This window comes from Massilia sp. UBA6681 (genome assembly GCF_002454935.1).
GTDB lineage: Bacteria > Pseudomonadota > Gammaproteobacteria > Burkholderiales > Burkholderiaceae_D > Telluria > Telluria varians.
Genome location: NZ_DKJX01000052.1, coordinates 53813 through 71597, shown reverse-complemented (window position 1 = coordinate 71597; position 17785 = coordinate 53813). Strand labels below are relative to the sequence as shown.

The window sequence follows — 17785 nt, the reverse complement described above, 5'->3', positions numbered from 1 at the left end:
TTAAGCAGGCAAACTAGCGTTTTGATATTGTGAAATTTGTTGAAGGCACTTAGCTCGGATGTCAGCCTTGTCGAGCCATGCGTGGTGCCATTCGACGATGTGTCCAAGTGCGGTCGCGAGATGCCAGCGCGGCTGCCATCCCAGCTTCGCTCTTGCCTTGGAAATATCCAGCTTCAGGTAGTGGGCTTCGTGGGGATGCTGGCCTTCGTCCAGCTGCCATGCGGCCTCGCCGCCCCAGCTGCGGACCATATGCTCCACGATCCACTGGACGGGCCGCGCATCGTCGTCGTGCGGACCGAAATTCCAGCCGTCGGCGAAAGCCTGGCCTTCGTGATACAGGCGCTCGGCGAGCGCAAGATAGCCGGACAAGGGTTCGAGAACGTGCTGCCATGGCCGCGTGGAATGCGGATTACGGATGATCACTGGCTCGCGCTTCTCGAACGCACGCAGGATATCCGGGACCAGACGGTCCGCGGCCCAATCGCCGCCACCGATGACATTGCCGGCGCGCGCGGAAGCCAGCGCGATACCGGATTGCTGGAAAAAGGAACGGCGATAAGCGCTGGTGACCAGTTCCGAGCACCCTTTGCTATTGCTGTAGGGGTCATAACCACCCATGGGTTCATCCTCGCGGTAGCCCCACACCCATTCCTTGTTCTCGTAACACTTGTCCGTCGTGACATTGACAATCGCACGTGCGCTGCCGACCTGACGAGCGGCCTCGAGCACATGCACAGTCCCCATGACGTTGGTCGCGTAGGTCTCGACAGGGTGCTGGTAGGAGTAACGCACCAAGGGCTGGGCGGCCATGTGGATAATGATCTCCGGCTTGCAGGCCTCCATCGCGGACAGCACCGTCGCGTAATCGCGGATGTCGCCGATAATGCTGGTCATCCCGTTAACGACGTTCGCTTCCTCGAACAGGGCCGGTGAAGTCGGCGCCGCAAGCGCCAAGCCATGAAGCTCAGCTTCCATCGACTGCAGCCACAGGCTAAGCCAGCTGCCCTTGAAGCCGGTATGCCCGGTCAGGAGAACGCGTTTGCCGCGCCAAAAATCAGGATTGACGCTCATGATCAATCCCACTTCTTCCAAGGTGCTTTCCCGCTCGTCCACAGGCCTTCCAGGTGAATCTTGTCGCGCAAGGTGTCCATCGGCTGCCAGAATCCTTGGTGCTCGTAGGCCATCAGCTGGCCCATTTCCGCCAGATCCGACAAGGGCTCCTGCTCCCAGATCGTGGCATCGCCCTTCTTGATGAACTCAAGGACTTTCGGGGAAAGCACAAAGAATCCGCCGTTGATCATGGCGCCATCGCCCTTCGGTTTCTCCTTGAAACTCTTGACCTGCGATTCCACGATATCCAGCGCGCCGAAGCGGCCAGGCGGATACGTGGCGGTCAGTGTCGCCCACTTCTTGTGCTTCCGATGGAACTCGATGGTCGCGCTGATATCGATGTCGCCGACGCCGTCGCCATAGGTAAAGCAGAACGCTTCCTCGTTCTTCAGGTAGTCGCCCACGCGCGCCAGTCGGCCGCCGGTCATCGACTCGTCGCCGGTGTCCACCAGCGTCACTCTCCAAGGCTCAGCGCGCTTTTCGCGCACGTGCATCTGATTCGCCTGCATATCGAAGGTCACGTCGGACATGTGGAGGAAATAGTTCGCGAAGTATTCCTTGATGACGTAACCCTTGTAGCCACAGCAGATAATGAAATCGTGGATGCCGTGATGCGAGTACATCTTCATGATGTGCCAGAGAATCGGCTTGCCGCCGATTTCCACCATAGGCTTGGGCCGGGTGGAGGTCTCTTCACTCAAGCGCGTACCAAGTCCCCCTGCGAGAATGACTGCTTTCATATAAATATCCTAACTTGCTGAATTGGGCGCTGAACAAACAAATGCGTCGGAATAAAATCTATTGGAGGGCAAGCCGGCGCTTGCCACGCGGTCCTGGGCGCTACGGATCATGGCGTCCGACCCGCAGGCATACACCGCCGCGTTGGTCAGGTCGGGCTGCAAGCCGAGCAGCACGTCTTGCACGTAGCCCCTCTTTCCGGTCCAGCCATGATCGGCGCGCGAGAGCACTGGCACGTAACGGTGATCGCCGCTCATCGCCTCAATGTCGATGTACAGGTCGGTCGGCACGCGCCCACCCCACAGCACCGTCACCGACTTCGGGCGCTGCTCCGATGCGAGTCCGGGGATCGTCTCGAGTATTGCCTTCACAGGTGCAATGCCCGTGCCCGTGGCCAGAAAGACCAGGTCAAGACCCGCCGTCTGGCGCATGAAGAACGTACCTAGCGGACCGTTCAGTCGAATCAGGTCGTTGACCTTGGCCTGGCCGAACCAGTAAGCACTCATGGAGCCGCCTTCGACAGCACGGATGTGTAGTTCGAGCGTCTTGCTACCCCCGTCCGCGCTAGCGAGCGAATAACTGCGGCGCAGGCCTTCAGGACCGATAACGTCGATGTACTGGCCCGGAAGGAAATTGAACTCGGCCGTAGGCGGCATGCGCAGGATGACGCGCAGGACATCCGGCGCCAGTTTTTCGAGGCTGCTGATACGGCATGGGAGGGTTTTCACCACAGGCAGCTCGATACCGCCCAGGTCCTCGGATTCGAGCATCACGTCGGCACTCGCCGAACGCACGCAACTCAGAATCCAGCCTTGGGCCCTTTCCTCTGCGGACAGTCCGATTTCGGCTTGCAGTGCAGTCGTTTCACCCTCGAGTACCTTGCATTTGCAGGTACTGCAGCGGCCCGATTTGCAGCTGTAGGGCATGAATACGCCGGCTTTAGCAGCGGCATCCAGGATTGAAGCGCCGGGCTGGACCTCGAAACGGGTTCCCGAACTTAGAATGATTTCCGCCATGGTTCACTTCTTTGCTAATAAGGACTTGAACTCGTGCCACTGGGCACGCCCTTCCTCGGATTTCAGGAAGTTCCGCCGGGCCCGGGACATGAAGGCGGACAGGACGGCAAGCAACAAACCGGCGATCGTGGCCAGCGCGACAATAAGCACGCGGCGCGGCTTGGCTTTGCGCTCGGGTTCCGCCGCCGGGTCGAGCACTTGAATGATCGAAGGGTCCTTGGCCTCATCCAACCGTGCTACTTCATACTGCTTGGCCAAGAGTTCGTAGAGCATCTGGTAGTACTTCACATCGCGCAGCAGTTTGGCGCTCTGGAAGCCGCTCTGCCTCCCAGTGGAGGGCGACTGGTTATCACCACCGTCAGCGCCGCGACCGTTTTCCAGCTTTGCCAGCTCGCCACGCAAGCTGGCCAGCTCCTCCGATACCTGCTTGTATTGAGGATTATCGCGGGTCACGAAAGCCGCCATGGAATTCAGCTGAATTTCCTTGGCTGATGCCTGCGCACGCAAACGCGCGACGGTCTCGAGCATCGCACGGCTTTCCGTGTCCACGCTGATAACTCCGCGGCGATCCAGGGCACCCTTCAACTCGCCTTCGACTGAGGCCAGGTTGTCTTTCGCCTTCTCAAGCTGCTGCTCGTAAAACATCCTGCGCTGGCTAGCTTCAGTGACCGCAAGCACTTTGTTCAATTGGGTGAGTTCATTGACATAGGCATTCGCCAGCGGAGCGACCAACTGCTTGTTCTTGTCCTCGACCTGGATACTGATCAGGCCGTCCTTACCGGCACTGATCGTTGTGTTTTTCTGCAGCCGGATACGGGCCGCATCAAGTGAATCGGTGTCGTAGACTTTTTTCAGGTTGAATTTGGCGATCAGCCGGTCAGCGACGGTCCGGCTCTTCAGCATGCCAACGTACAGGTCGTTAGAGTTCTTTATTCCCATACCGGCTGCAAAACCTGCCGCACCGCCGAGCTGTGACAGCAAGGCAGTCGTACTCGACTGGCTTTGTTGCGGCGGCAAAAGCTTGGTTGTCGCTTCATAGACATTGGGCAATGCCATGCTGCCCCCAGCAGAGATGACAGCCGCTGTAAAAGGCACTACCAGGAGCCGCTTTTTGTACTCTGCCAAAAAGATCAGCATCTCAAATAGACCGATGTCGCCATCGACCTTGCTCGACTGCTCGTGTGCAGTCATCTGCGATTGATTCATACTGTCAGGCCACTTCCCGCTTCGAAAACATTGTGATGATCATTCTTTCAACGTCTTGATCGCCGCAGCGCCCAGACCGAAGTTGGCGAAAATCTGCGCCCACTCACGCGTGCCTTTCAAGAACTTTGTCCACTTGGTCTCTCGGTCAAACTTTTCAGGAACGACCACGCTGTCACCTGGCATAACCTCCATCCCGCCGATACTGCCGAACAGCCAGCTCCCCGTATCGCGCGAAACCACGCTGCCATCAGCACGAATAACGAACGCCTGGTCAACATCTGCGTCTAAAGTCACGCCAGCTACGTTCAAGTAGTCCTTGACGCGAGCGTTTGGCCGCCAGAGTGACGAAGATTCGACATTGACCGCTCCGAACACATGGACAAAGGCTGGCATCGCGGGGACAACGAGACGATCGCCGTTCTCCAGCTTTAATTGCGGCAGCCGAGCGAACGAACGTTCCTTCGGGTCCAGGTTGAATGCAATCCGTCCAGTCGGCTTCAGTTGACGGAACTGCGCGATCTTCTGCCGGGCCAACTCGGTCTGCGCTTGCTGCTGGGCTGCGAGCACCTGTGGGTTAACCGAAGCCAGAGCCTGCTGATTAGCGACGCTCAGGCTCTGTTCCCTGGTGAGCTGAGCCTCTAGACGGCGAGCAGCTTTTTCGAGATTGAGTTCCTGCTCCTTACGGACCGCTTCGCGATGGAATGCAGTCCCGAACAGATAAGCATTTGCAGTCGGGCCACCCGCCTTTGCTAGCAGGCTTTGCAGCGTTTCCCCGGCGCTCATCTGGTACACACCAGGAACCTTAACTTCACCTTCAACGCGAACCAGCACGCGTCGCTTGTCCATCGGGACCGCGACATCCTGTTGCGAAAAGATGGTCACGGTGTCGCCCGTTTGGAGCTCGACGTTGTCGGCACTTGCGGGATTCGCAAACACATTTCCCAGATTGAACGGCACCAGAGTGACCGACAGATCCTTGCGGTTAATGCGTTCGACGACTGCATAATCCCAATTCACTTCGTCCACCAAATCGCCAACACGCGCGGCGATAGTGTCAGCGTGTTCGTTCGTCACCTGCTCGTCGTGCCCACTGGCAACGACTTGGTTCTGGCGCTTCACCGAAGCGCGGGTGATCAAGTAATCACGGCTTGGGATCAGGTCGCTGACGCGCATGCCTGGTTTGAACGGGGCACGGACCGGCTGGTCCACGTTACCGCGCAAGATGACCGCGTTCGAGAACTCCGGCGTGATAGAAGTAATGTTCAGTACGTCGCCGTCTTTCAACGGCCGCTTCAGGCTGGCACTGTCGAGCGCAAACTGCTCCACGCTGCGCGGGCGGTTCTTGCTCGGATCGATGCGTTCCAGGAACGCACGACGTGGATCGGCTACCACCGGCATGCCGCCAGCAAAGTCGAGCATCGATTCGATCGTGTCGCTGCCGGTCTTGAGTTCATACACCGCTGGGCTGTTCACCTTACCCACCAGCGCCACATAGCCGGCGGCCGCCGGGATATAGATAGAGTCACCGTCCTGCAGCTTGACGTCGGCCGACTTGTCGCCTTTGGCGATAAAGGCATACAGGTCGAGCTCAGTGACCACGCGACCGGCGCGCTTCACCTGGACGCGGCGCATACTGCCGTTTGCATTTGGACCGCCACTGGCGAACAGCGCGGTCACCAGCGTCGACAGGCTGGACACGGTATAGGTACCAGGACGGCTCGCCTGGCCAACTACGTATACAGTAATCGCGCGCAGCTGACCGAAGTTCACGCTGATAGTCACGCCTTTGTACAGCTTGGCGACCGCGTTGCGGATGATATCGTCAGCATCACCTGCCTTCACGCCAGCCAGCACCACCGAACCGATCGTTGGGATCGTGATCGTACCGTTGCGGTCAATAGTGGCGCGAAAATCGATGTCGATCGTACCCCAACCACGGATCAGGAGCTCATCACCCGGGCCGAGCACATACTCCGACGGCACCGGGGAGTTCAGGATTGGAGCAAAGGTCGACGGGGCATTCGCGAAGAAGTTGGCGCCGAAGATCGGGAGATCCTGGCCAACACTGTCGAAGATGAACTTTTGAAATTCGGTCTGAAACCCGGCCTGCTCCACGCGTGCAGCGCCCGTCGCAACCGGTGCCTGTCCGGCGCGAGCCTGGGCGTTGCGTACAGGTAGCGCCCCCGCGGAGCCTGAGGTCGGACGCAACTGTGCTGCAGCAGCCGAAGCATCGGCTGCAGACGCCGTTGCAGGGGTGGCATTAGTTATCGACACCCGGCGTGGCGCGGTCGGCGTTGCGGTCGGTGCCGCCGTGTTATTCAGGTCTTGGCCAAACATCTCGTCGGCACGTGCCGGCGATTCTTGAGCAGACGCAATAGTCGACGCAACGCCGATAGCCAGCGCTACTGCGCGAAGCAAAAACTTGGACATGTGATACTCGAGAAGAGAGATGGTAGCAGTCGGATAACCTAGGATTATATCCCGTCCCGACGGTACTGTGAACAGCAAGAAATTACTAACGCAAAATAAAATCCCCGTAGTACAACACTTGTTTGCCCATGAGAGATAGATCTGGAGCTATACGATATTGATCAAACAAGAGTGGTACAGAGATTGATTCAGCTCAATTAACTTCTTTGTTACATTGCGTGAAAATTTTGCAAATCAGGATTAATCCATAACATAAGGTTATATACCGGTCGTTACGGAAATTGAAGCCCCATCCATAGGGGATGTTGAAGGTGGTCCGACGCCGCCTTGCTGGCCGAATACGGGCTGTTCGACGAGTAAGGGTGCTGCTCGTCGAAGGCTGGTGCATCGGGAGTGAGCGTACCGTACACCTCATTGGTCGACACATGCAGGAAGCAGAAGCTGGCACGCTCGTCGCCTGGCAATCCGGTCCAGTCGCCAGCAGGTGGAAGGTGCCCACCACGCTGGTGTCGATAAAGGCTGCCGGACCGGCGATCGAGCGGTCGACATGGCTCTCGGCCGCAAAGTTCAGCACGGCGCGCACCCGGTAATCGTGCAGCAGGCGCGTCACCGGGCTGCCGTCGCCGATGTCGCCGCCCACGAAATGGTGGCGCGGGTCGTCGTGGACAGCAGCAAGGTTGTTCAGGTTGCCCGCATAGGTTAGCTTATCGAGGTTGACGATCGGCTCGTCGTGTTGCGCCAGCCAGTCGAGCACGAAGTTGGAACCAATGAAGCCGGCGCCACCGGTCACAAGGATGGTCATACGTTACCAGGTTAGTTGAATGCGGGCATGCGTCCGCTAACCCGAATTATGGCGCCGTTTGGGCCTGCGGCAGGGAGTCAGAGCCCGCGCTAAATCAAAGAAGAGTCGGGCTGGCGGATCACGTCGCCAGACAGCGGTTCGGGCCGCTTGGGTCGGCGCCGCCGCGCATACCATGCCGACACCACGAAGGCATACACCGACAGATACAGCAGGAAGCTCGCCAGCACGCCTTGCAGCAGCGCTTCCGGCACGGCCGCAAAGCGCACCGCCATCATCGCCGGCACCAGCGCCACCACCCAGCAGACTGGCGACACGCAGGCGTTACGAAGCGACGCCGGCAGAGCGTGCAGTAAGCGCGCCACGATTGCGGTCTTGACCAGGCTGTGCAGGTGCCAGCTGTCCGGGTGCCCCGGATGGCGGCGGCACCACAGCCGCCGCACGATGGTGAAAACGGTCTCGAAAACCGGATAGCCACAAGCCAGCAGCGGCGCCCAAGGTGATACCAGCGGATTGCGGTAAACCAGCATCACCGCCATCCAGGACAGCAGGAAGCCGAGCAGGTAAGCGCCGCCGTCACCAAGGAACAATTTACCGAAGGGGAAATTCACGACGAAGAAGCCGGCGGTCACAGCACATACCACGAAGCAAAGCTGGGCCAGGGTGGCGTCGCCGGCGTCCTGGGCGATGATGCCGAGCGCGGCCATGCCGATCAGCACGGTGCCGCTGGCCAGGCCATTGAAGCCGTCGATGATGTTGACCGCATTGGCCACGCCGCCTACCGCGATGGCGGTGAACAGGATCGAAGCCGGCAGCCAGGTGAGCATCATGTCGATTGGACCAATGCCGATGTGTAACAGCGTAACGCCAGTCAGGCTCCAGCAGCACACGCCGCTTGCGATGGTGGCGAACAGGCGCGCGCGCACCGAAACGTTACGGGTCAGGTCTTCGGCCAGCCCGAACACGAAGGCCGGCATGGCGGATACGAGCACCGGCAGCAGCAATTCCTGCTGCGCCTCGGGCAGTACGCCGAGCGACAGCCACAGGCCGAGCATGATGGCGGCACCACCGATACGGGGCGTCGGGGTGATATGGAATTTCTGCACGCCATGCGTCGCGTCGAGCGAATAGCGCCCGTGCCAGCGCTTCGTCAGGACGAGCAGCAGGGAACAGGCGAGCGACACGGCAAAACCAAGCTCGAGGCCGGTAAATGGAAAATTAAAAAGACTCATAAAACCACTTTGTCAACTCGTCAATTCTAGCGCATTTCCATTTAGCTAATGGACAAACCTGTTACAGAGTGTGTCCCGGCCAGCATCTGCAAATCACTGATCAGCAAGCAGAATTTATCGATTTTAGGGAACTTGATATCTCACAATCAACCGTCCTGAAACTTCTTCTAATATTCCCGACAATTTATTACACCTTTATTTGCGGCAATTATTCATCTGAATGATTTTTGCAATCGGGAGCTCCGATGGTCCTCACCCGGTACCGCGCCGCATTCGCCCTGCCCCAACTGCCTACGCTCCTGCTTCTGCTTTTGCTCCTCGCCGCGCCGGCAATGCCAGCACACGGTCAGTCCAGTGAACTGACCGAACTCCGTACCCGCCAGCTCGAGGCCGAAGCGCGCCAGGCACTGGCCGAAGCCGAACGCGCCGAACTGCTGGCGCGCCTGCCGCCAGCCCAATCCAAGCCGCTGACAGGCAGCATCGACACCCGCCAGTTCGGCGCGGCCGGACTGGTGCGCGCCTTCGACCTGGCGCGCGAGCTTGCAACAATCCTGTGTGCCCGCCTGCCTGCCAACCGCACCGCCGCCCTCTATGATCCGGCCACGAGCCAGGGCATGGTGGCGGCGCGTACCGTCGACAGCGCCCTCACCCGCTTTTCCAGCGACATCGCCGAGCGCAACAAGGCCTTGCAGCGCTACCTCGACACCCAGCGCCCGCCGGGCTCCGGCGCGGCGGCGCTGCCGCTGGCCATGCTCACCATCGTGCCGGCGACGGTGCGCGCGGGCGCCGACATCGCCGCCCTGCTGCGTAGCGACGTGAGCGTGACCGGGATCGGCTATGGCGAAGGGGCGCGCAGCCTGTTCGCCAGCGCCCTGGCGCAAACCTGCCCAGAGCGCATCAGCGGACTCGGGGCCGGCTACCTGGGCGAACTCGACTGGGCACGCTACGAAAAACTGCTGGGGCGCCTGAATGCCCTCGCCGTCCACCGCGCCGCCTACGCCCAGCGCATTGCCGAGCTGCAGGTGCTGCTCGATGCCGCCAAGGGCGAGCAGAAGAAGGAAATGGCCGCAGTCAGCCAGGCGGCGCTGGCGCAACTGAAGGTGGTGGACGCCTTCGTCGACTCGCTCAAGGCCGGCGAAGCCAGCGACAGGAGCCCGCTGTTCAATGCCGCGCGCTTCCTCGGCTATAGCGAGCGCACCGCCGGCAGCCTGGTGCTCGACGCCGATTTGCGGCTGGAAGGCATGAGCATCGTGAAGGAAAACCTGTTCACCGGCCAGCACCTGCGCCTGTCGGGCGTGGCCTTCCTCTGGTACCGGCTGCACGAGCCGGACGGGCGGCTGCTGGCGGCGGAGACGCTGCGGCGGATCAGCAGGCCGGTGGAGGTGGATTTGCGTGGCGAAGGGGCGCCGGATTCGTTCTGGTCCGTAGGGTGGGCGGCTCCGCCGCGCACGCGGTGATCGCTATTGGCTCCGCTTTCGCGCCGGATGATCTTGCTGTCAACTATCACCGCGTGGGCAGGAGACCTGCCCACCCTACGAAAACCGAGCCGTTACCGTTCTAGGCGCTTGACCGCCTGCTCGATCGCCCCGAACACCGACTTCCCCTTCTCATCCAGCATCTCGATCCGGATGGTGTCGCCAAAACGCATGAACTGCGTAACCGGCTCGCCGAACTCGATGCTCTCCAGGCAGCGCTGCTCGGCGATGCAGGAGTAGCCCTTCGACGCATCCTTGTTCGACACCGTGCCCGAGCCGACGATGCTGCCGGCGCGCACGTTGCGGCTCTTGGCCAGGTGCGCGATCAGCTGCGGGAAGTTGAAGACCATGTCCGTGCCGGCATCCGGCTGCCCGACCAGCCTGCCGTTCCAGCTCGACCTCAGCGGCAGGTGGACCTTGCCGCCGCGCCAGGCCTCGCCCAGCTCGTCCGGCGTCACCGCCACCGGCGCGAAACTGGTTGCCGGCTTCGACTGCAGGAAGCCGAAGCCCTTGGCCAGTTCGTCGGGAATCAGGTTGCGCAGCGAGACGTCGTTGGCCAGCATGAGCAGGCGGATCTGGCCGTGCGCCTCGTCGGGCGTCGATCCCATGGGTACGTCGCCGGTGACCACCGCCACCTCGGCTTCGAAGTCGATGCCCCACTCTTCGTGCGCCAGCACGATGTCGTCCATCGGACCGATGAAGTCATCGCTGCCGCCCTGGTACATGAGCGGGTCTTCCCAGAACGAGGCCGGCATCTCGGCCTTGCGCGCCTTGCGCACCAGTTCGACGTGGTTGACGTAGGCCGAGCCGTCGGCCCACTGGTAGGCGCGCGGCAGCGGCGACATGCAGGCGCTTGGGTCGAAGTCGAAGGGGCGGCGGGCGCGGCCATCATTGAGCAGCAGCGACAGCTCGGCCAGCTGGGGCGCGATGAAAGCCCAGTCGTCGAGCGCGGCCTGCAGGGTGGGCGCGATGCCGTCGGCGACATGGGCGGTCTTCAGGTCGCGCGAGACGACCACCAGCATCCCGTCGCGGGTGCCGTCCTTGAGCGTGGCGAGTTTCATGTGAGCGGACTCTTGTTAGCAGTCCGCAATTTTATACGAGGTTCGTAGGGTGGGCAGCTTGTGTTCTGGTCCACTGGACCAGAACACCCCACGCGGTGATGGTTAACTCCAAGATCATCCGACACAAAAGCGGAGCCGATAGCGATCACCGCGTGGGCGGGAGACCCGCCCACCCTACAAAGGCCGCCTAGTACCGCACCACCACGCCGGCGCCGATGGTGCGCTGGAAGTAGTTGTAGTCGATCAGGCTCTGGCCATAACCCGAGAACCAGTGCACATAGCCCTTGAGCGGGCCGGCCAGCGGGAAGGCCCAGCCGAGCTGGGTCGCGCCCTTGCTGGTCGAGAGGTTACGGCGCAGCATGGCGCTGAACTCGTGGCCGTCCATCCGGTAGGTGCCGGACAGTTCGGCGCGGCCCATGTAGTCGATGATGTCGGGGTTGTCGTCGTCCTCGTACCGCTCGTTCAGGCGCTTCCACACGCGCGCCGTCATCGAGAAGCGGCCGCGCTCGATGCCGACCTGGGCATAGATCCGGTTCCAGCTGCGCGACAGGGTCGAGGTCTGGCCGTTCGACTGGTGGACCAGGCCCAGGTTCAGGTACTTCAGGTTGGCGCCGAAAGCGCTGAAGTTCAGCGGCGTCACCACCATCACCTCGGGCTGGTAGTTGGTCTCGCGGAAGGGGCTGGAAGCTTCGCTGTTGTCGGCCTGCCAGAAGCTGTTCTGGGTGTAGCCGAACCAGACGTCGATCGGTAGCTCGAAGGCCGTCTCGACCGCCTTCATCTTGAAGCCGAGCTGGTACTGCAGTTCGGCGTGCGACAGCTTGCCGGTGAAGTCGACCGCGCGGAAAGGCTGGTAGGGCGCCTCGTTGGGGCGGTGGGTGCGGGTCGCGATCAGGTAGTTCTGCCGGTGCGGGCGGAACACGAAGATGCCGCGGCGGTGCTTCTCGTTCAGTTCCCAGTGCGAGTCCATGGTGTACTCGGCGACCGCTTCGACCGCCGGATCGACCGAAGCGGCCGGGTTCGGCTGCGGCTTGGCCGGGAACGCGGTCGGCTGCTGGCCAGGAACGGAGGCGACCTCCGAGCCCTGGGCCGGCGCGGCAAGGACGGCGGGCGCGGCAGGCGTGGCGCCATGGGCGCCCGCCAGGCTGTCGAAGCAGGCCAGGCGCTCTCTGGTGTCAACCAGCTTGGTGCAGTCGGCCAGTTGCTGGGTTACCGTTAGGGTCGCCTGTTGGGCGAAGGCTGGAGTGGCGAGCAGGACGGGCAGCAGGGCTGCGGGGATCTTCTTCAAATGCATGGGCTTTCTTCGGAAACGGCTGTATGGACGCAATGACAGGGGCAAGCGTGCCCATGACATGACGGTTTGTCAACGGCAGTGTCGCGGAAAACCCGGGATGATGGCGCACCGTTTGCAGCCGCCCACCCTACCGGTTCAACCTGTTCAGCAGCTGGATGCGCAGCGCGCGGGCGCCATCCGCGTCCAGGGGGGCCAGCATCCGGCGCGCCCGTGGCGGAATATGGGCCGCCTCGCTGCCATCGCTTTCGAAGACGTAGTGGCGGAACAGCTCCTGCCAGGCAGACCGCTGGGCGGGCGGGAGCTCGCGCATGGTGAGCAGCGCCAGCATCAGGCTGCTTACCGGCGAATCCATGTGCGGCGCCGACTGGCGCCACCAGTAATTCACCAGCGCGTTGAAGGGCTCGAGCGCTTCGATGTGATGCCACCACATCGAGGGAATGAAGAGCGCGTCGCCCGGTCCCAGTTCGGCCGACCGGGCCTGCTCCATGGCCTGCGCGAAGCGCGGGAAGCGTTCCAGGTCGGGCTTGGCGAAGTCGACCAGGCTGATCGCCTGCCCGGCCGGGGTGAAGTCGAGCGGCCCGATGTACAGGTTCGACACCTGCTCCGGCGGGAACAGCGTGAAGCGGCGCCGGCCCGCGGCTACGACCGCGATGTTGTCCGGCACGTCGTAGTGGGCGGCGATGCGCGAGCGGTTGCCGATCCAGATGCTCACCAGCGGCACGCGCCCGCCCAGGTCGAGGTCGTTCTCGGAACGGAAGCCCGGCAGGTAGTGGTCGATCATCGTCGAGCCGACGTAAACCGAGGGCGGGCGCGCGTCGTCCTTGTGGTCTTCCAGTTCTTCCAGCACCTTGTCGAGCGGCGCCTTGATGGCGGCGTAATTGAAGCCGCTCAGGTCCTCGTTGTAGAAGTAGCGCCCCGCCATCTCGGGCGCGCCCAGGAAGGCCAGCACCTGTTCGCCGCGGTAGAAGCGGCGCAGGTAGGCGCCCGCCTCCTGCTGCGAGGCGTGCGCCCTGGCGACCATCGGCCAGCTCGACGCCAGCCCGCGCAGCACCACCGGTTCGGTCGAGGTCAGCAGTGCGTCGCTGAGCACACCCGGCACGCTGCCGTCGAGCTCGCGGATCGGCGCGGGTTCAGGCAGCATGGCGGCTCTCTCGACGCTCGCGGCGCGCGATCAGGTCGCGGAAGTTGGCGAGCGAGGCCACCGCCATGTAGATCGCCTCCAGGTGGCCGGCGCGGCTCAGGCGCTCGAGCGCGGCGCCCGGCAGCGCCTGCAGGCGCTCCTCGTTGATCGTGTAGAAGCCCATCAGGCGGTGCTGCGAGCCGTCGTTCAACTCGATGTCGGCAACGAAGGATTCGAGCAGCGCGTGCTCTACCAGCGCGTCCACGAAGGCCGGCATGGCTTGCAGGCCCTGGTGCAGGGTCAGCAGCACCGAATGGATGCGTTCCAGGTAGGGACTGGTGCCGCCGTAGGGCAGGAACAGTTCCTGCCCCTCAGTCCGGCTCACGCGCGGATGATCGATGTCGATGTGGATGTTCAGTTCGTCACCATGGCGGCCGATCAGGAAGGGCCGGCGTTCGATGTTCAGCGGGACGTAGTGGGCATCCCAGCCTTGCGGGCCGAGGAACAGGTTCTCGCCGCTTTCGAAGCCGAACAGCGCCAGCGCCTCGTAGCCGGCGGGGTCTCCGGTGGCGCGAAAGACGATCGGGTAATGGGCCTGGACCTGGCGGAACTCCTGCGGGAAGGTCAGGCTGAACATCACGTCGTCGCCCCAGGCGGCGCTGCGTTCGGGAATGACGCGCAGGTCCTTGTGTTCCAGGCTGTGCAGCAAAACGGATTGGCTCATAGTCTCCTCCGCCCTAAGTTTCGCATGGACAAAGCCATGCGTGTCAAAAAAACAGGCCGCACGAAGACGGCCTGTCGGAAAGGCGGCAGCGGGTGCCGCCCGGCACCAAGAACTTAGAACTTGTAGCGGGCGCCCACCATGTAGCGGCGGCCGCCGGTCGATACCTGCAGCACCTGCATCTCGGAGCGGCCATGGACACGCTGGGTCGCGTCGTTGACGTTGATCGCCTCGAGGGACAGGCTCAGGTTCTTGCTGAGGTTGTAGCCGATCGAGAGGTCCAGCTGGCCGTAGGGCTCGACATAGCTCGGATTGGGCTTGCCGTTGTCGGCGGTCGAGGACAGGAAGCGGTCGCGCCAGTTGTAGGCTGCGCGCACCGACCAGTTCGTGTCTTCGTAGATGCCGACGATGTTGGCCGAGTCCGACAGGCCGACCAGCGCGAACTGGTTGCCCACGCCCAGGTCGTCATAGGTCAGGCCCGACTTCACGTAGGTGTAGTTGGCCTGGAAGCCGAAACCGTTGGCGAACATGTGCTGCCAGTTGACCTCCGCGCCCTTCAGGGTGTCGCCCTGCGAGTTGACCAGGGTGGACACCTGGTAAGGCAGCGCCGGATTGCCCGCGACCCCGGTGATCGTGCCCTGGGCCACGCCGGCCGAGTTGTCGCCGGTGTAGGTCACGCCCGGCTGGCCGGCGTAATTGCGCAGGATGTAGTTGCGGATGCAGATCCGGTTCGAGACCGAGCAGCCGGAGGCCACCGCCGCATTCCAGTAGGCCCCGCCCACCGGCGTGGTCGCGCTCGGCGAACCCTCGGTGATCACGGTCGAACCCGTGTAGTCGGTCAGCTTCTTGTGGAACAGGCCCAGCGAGAGCATGCTCTGCTTGTTGTAGTACCACTCGGCCGACAGGTCCAGGTTCTTGGACTTGACCGGCTCCAGCGCCGGGTTGCCGCGGCTGACCGTCACGCCGGTGACGCTGGCGGTAGTGCCGTAGGTGCTGCCGCCGGCGATCTGGTCGTAGCGCGGACGGCCGATCGACACGCCATAGCTGGCGCGCACTTTCATGTCGGAGCGCGGCTCGATGTCCCAGTCAATGCTCGGCAGGAAGTTGTTGTACTTGCCTTCCAGCGTCTCGAAGGTCTGCGATCCGAAGTCGACCGGCAGCTCGTTTTCCGAGATCCAGCGGATGCCGGTCGGCACCTTGGTCAGGCCGGTCGACGAGACCCGGGTCTGCTCGTAGCGGAAACCGATCCCGGTGTGCATCGGCATCGCGGTGTCCCAGTCGGTGTTGAACTGCAAGTAGAGCGACTTGGTCTTCTCGATCGTGGTGCGGTCGTAGGCCGGGTTGGCCAGGCTCGGGGTGTAGCCGGCGCGGTCGCCGGTGATCGCAATGGCGGCGTTGCGCACGCCTTCGAAATCGAAGGGGTGGATCTGGGTGAACAGGGCCGGATTGTCCGCGCCGCCGAGCTTGCTGAAGTAGTTGCGCAGGTTATCCGCGTGCCACAAGCTCTGGTCATAAGCATTCGACGTGACCGGCACGGTGCCGCCCCAGGTATCGCGCTGCACCTGCTGGAAGATCGACTCGTTCTTGTTCTTGGTGAAGGCCACGCCGAAGTTCAGGCCCGAGCTTTCGAACAGTTTCAGCTTGCCGCCCAGCTGGGCCTGGTCGAGCGTCATTTCGTTGCGGCCATCCTGGAACCACGAGCCCGCGACCTGGTGCGGCCTGCCGACGAAGTCGGCGCCCTGGATCGACAGCACCGGCATCTCGCTGGTGAAATCGGCGCGCGTGATGCCGCGGCTGAAGCTGGCGGTGGCCAGGTCGTTGTTGAAGCCGTAGGGGCTGTCCGACTTCGCTTCGGCCACCGAGTGGTGGGCGTCGAAGCTCAGGGTCAGGTCCGGGGTGGCGCGCCACTGGGTGTTGAAGCCGAGCGAGTTCAGGGTCGACTTGCGGGCAGAGTCGCCGCCGTTCATCGAGATGTCCTGCGGGCTGGTGTAGCGCTCTTCGTAGTACAGCGGCGAGGACAGCGGACCGCCGCTGAACTGGGCGCCCTGGATGTCCATGTTGTGGCCGAACCAGGCCGACAGCTCGCTGTAGCGGTGCTGCAGCTTGTTCTCCGCGAAGGTGTAGTCCAGGGTGGTGGTCAGTTCCTTGACCGGACGGAACTGGAAGGTCAGCTGGCCGTTGGTGCGCTGGCGCTGGTAGCCGTTCATCTTGTACGACATGTTCTGTGGCGACAGGTACAGGTCGTTACCGCTTGGCGGGTTCTTGATGTTGACGAAGTTCGGGTTGTTCGGCTGCGGGATCGCGCCGTCGCTCGTATCGCCCATCTTGAACGGACCCAGCCAGCCGTTGATGACGGCGGCCGTGTTGATGCCCATGTTGCGTTCCTGGTAGCTGGCGCTGGCGGACAGGCCGAACATGCCGTCGTTCCAGGTATTGCTGTACAGGCCGGAGATTTCCGGGGTGGCCGAGCGCCTGGCCTTGTTCTGGTCGGGCAGGTTGTTATTCGACTCGTCGTACATCACCTTGGCGCCGAAGCTGGCCTGCTTGCCGAGGTCGAGCGGACGGCCGGTCATGACGTTCAGGGTGGCGCCGATGCCGCCCGGGGTGACGTCGGCGCGCACGCTCTTGTACACCTGGATCTGCGACACGGCTTCCGCCGCCAGGTTGCTGAAGTCGAAGGCGCGGCCGGACTGGTCGCCCAGGTTCGCGGTCGGCATCTGGCGGCCGTTGAGCAGCACCAGGTTCAGGTCCGGGCCGACGCCGCGCACGGTGACCAGGGCGCCTTCGCCGCGGTTGCGGTCGATCGACACGCCGCTGATGCGCTGCAGCGCTTCAGCGAGGTTGGTGTCGGGGAACTTGCCGATGTCGTCGGCCGCGATGCCATCGACGAAGCCGTCCGAATTGCGCTTCAGGTTCAGCGTCGACTGCATGCTGGCGCGGATGCCTGTCACGACCACGGTGTTGGCGGCGCTGGGGGCCGCGGTGTTGGCCGGGTCGGCCGCGTTGGCGACCGCGGCGGTGTTCGCTTCCTGCGCATGGGCCTGAGCGACCAGGGTGGCGCAGGCGCTCGCCACGGCGAGGGTGATCAAACGACGCTTGGTACCCGGGTAGCGCGAATTACCCTTTTTTGATGTGTGCAGCACTGTGTCTCCTCTCTTCTACAAATATGGCCGCGCCCGGGTGGGAACGTGCCGCTGGTGGTGTCCTCGAAAACACCTGATTGGAACTTTGTAGTGGGGCCGTGTCCGTTTGTGCCGCGTGCGATTGCTGCATCGCCTTGGCTTATAAATTGCCGCTCGGACTTTTTGTATTGACGAAAGAGTAAAGGCGATGTTTGAATTAGTCAATTCGTCGAACAAACGAACTTCGCGTTAAAACACCATGAGTCAATACAAAAAAATTCATTGTGGATACGATCTAACGCTCGCCGGGCTAGGTAATCGGCGCTGCCGACCGTGTGCTCGAGACGCCTTATGAAATCGATTTCACAGCAAAATCAAGGACTTCGCGTTTTTCCGGATCAGTGATATTTCTGCAAGGAGGTGGTTATACTTGCCATGCTCCGTCCGGCTGTGCATACGCGTAA

Annotated in this window: 12 protein-coding genes and 1 pseudogene; 1 reads left to right on the top strand and 12 read right to left on the bottom strand. The window is 62.2% G+C overall.

Annotated features, from left to right (window positions below; all coding sequences use genetic code 11):
- The 7 genes and pseudogenes from rfbG to B2R83_RS08095 form a co-directional block, all read right to left on the bottom strand.
- The gene (rfbG, locus tag B2R83_RS08125) at window positions 1–1071 is read right to left on the bottom strand and encodes a CDP-glucose 4,6-dehydratase (RefSeq protein ID WP_292040108.1); all 1071 of its coding nucleotides are present in this window, start codon (window positions 1069–1071) and stop codon (window positions 1–3) included.
- Window positions 1072–1073: 2 nt separating this feature from the next.
- Entirely contained in the window at window positions 1074–1850 is a 777-nt protein-coding gene (rfbF, locus tag B2R83_RS08120; RefSeq protein ID WP_292039955.1) for a glucose-1-phosphate cytidylyltransferase, read from the bottom strand.
- 9 nt (window positions 1851–1859) lie between these two features.
- Window positions 1860–2864, bottom strand: a complete 1005-nt coding sequence (locus tag B2R83_RS08115; protein ID WP_292039952.1) for a 2Fe-2S iron-sulfur cluster-binding protein — start codon at window positions 2862–2864, stop codon at window positions 1860–1862.
- Window positions 2865–2867: 3 nt separating this feature from the next.
- Window positions 2868–4070 (bottom strand): GumC family protein, encoded by a 1203-nt coding sequence (locus B2R83_RS08110; RefSeq protein ID WP_292039949.1) that lies wholly within the window; start codon window positions 4068–4070, stop codon window positions 2868–2870.
- A 39-nt stretch (window positions 4071–4109) separates the two neighbouring features.
- Complete coding sequence (locus B2R83_RS08105; RefSeq protein ID WP_292039947.1) at window positions 4110–6500, bottom strand: polysaccharide biosynthesis/export family protein; 2391 nt, start codon at window positions 6498–6500, stop codon at window positions 4110–4112.
- A gap of 308 nt (window positions 6501–6808) precedes the next feature.
- Window positions 6809–7302 (bottom strand): annotated as a pseudogene (locus B2R83_RS08100) (dTDP-glucose 4,6-dehydratase); the annotation flags it as partial.
- A gap of 89 nt (window positions 7303–7391) precedes the next feature.
- Window positions 7392–8531: an MraY family glycosyltransferase gene (locus B2R83_RS08095; protein ID WP_292039946.1), complete on the bottom strand. Its 1140-nt coding sequence runs from the start codon at window positions 8529–8531 to the stop codon at window positions 7392–7394.
- A 332-nt stretch (window positions 8532–8863) separates the two neighbouring features.
- Between B2R83_RS08095 and B2R83_RS08090 the strand changes: the two genes are divergently transcribed.
- Window positions 8864–9988, top strand: coding sequence for a hypothetical protein (locus B2R83_RS08090; protein WP_292039944.1), 1125 nt, complete (start codon window positions 8864–8866; stop codon window positions 9986–9988).
- A 92-nt stretch (window positions 9989–10080) separates the two neighbouring features.
- On the opposite strand, the gene B2R83_RS08085 is transcribed toward B2R83_RS08090, so the two are convergent.
- From B2R83_RS08085 to B2R83_RS08065, 5 genes are all read right to left on the bottom strand, one after another.
- Window positions 10081–11067 carry a fumarylacetoacetate hydrolase family protein gene (locus B2R83_RS08085; protein ID WP_292039942.1) on the bottom strand — a complete coding sequence of 329 codons (987 nt, stop codon included), beginning with the start codon at window positions 11065–11067 and terminating at the stop codon, window positions 10081–10083.
- Between the two features lie 187 nt (window positions 11068–11254).
- Window positions 11255–12358 (bottom strand): phospholipase A, encoded by a 1104-nt coding sequence (locus B2R83_RS08080; protein WP_292039941.1) that lies wholly within the window; start codon window positions 12356–12358, stop codon window positions 11255–11257.
- A gap of 127 nt (window positions 12359–12485) precedes the next feature.
- Window positions 12486–13499, bottom strand: coding sequence for a cupin-like domain-containing protein (locus B2R83_RS08075; RefSeq protein WP_292039938.1), 1014 nt, complete (start codon window positions 13497–13499; stop codon window positions 12486–12488).
- Window positions 13489–14202: a SapC family protein gene (locus tag B2R83_RS08070; RefSeq protein ID WP_292039935.1), complete on the bottom strand. Its 714-nt coding sequence runs from the start codon at window positions 14200–14202 to the stop codon at window positions 13489–13491. Before B2R83_RS08070 ends, B2R83_RS08075 begins: the two co-directional genes overlap by 11 nt.
- Before the next feature lie 113 nt (window positions 14203–14315).
- Window positions 14316–17342, bottom strand: coding sequence for a TonB-dependent receptor (locus tag B2R83_RS08065; protein ID WP_292039933.1), 3027 nt, complete (start codon window positions 17340–17342; stop codon window positions 14316–14318).
- Window positions 17343–17785: the final 443 nt, after the last annotated feature.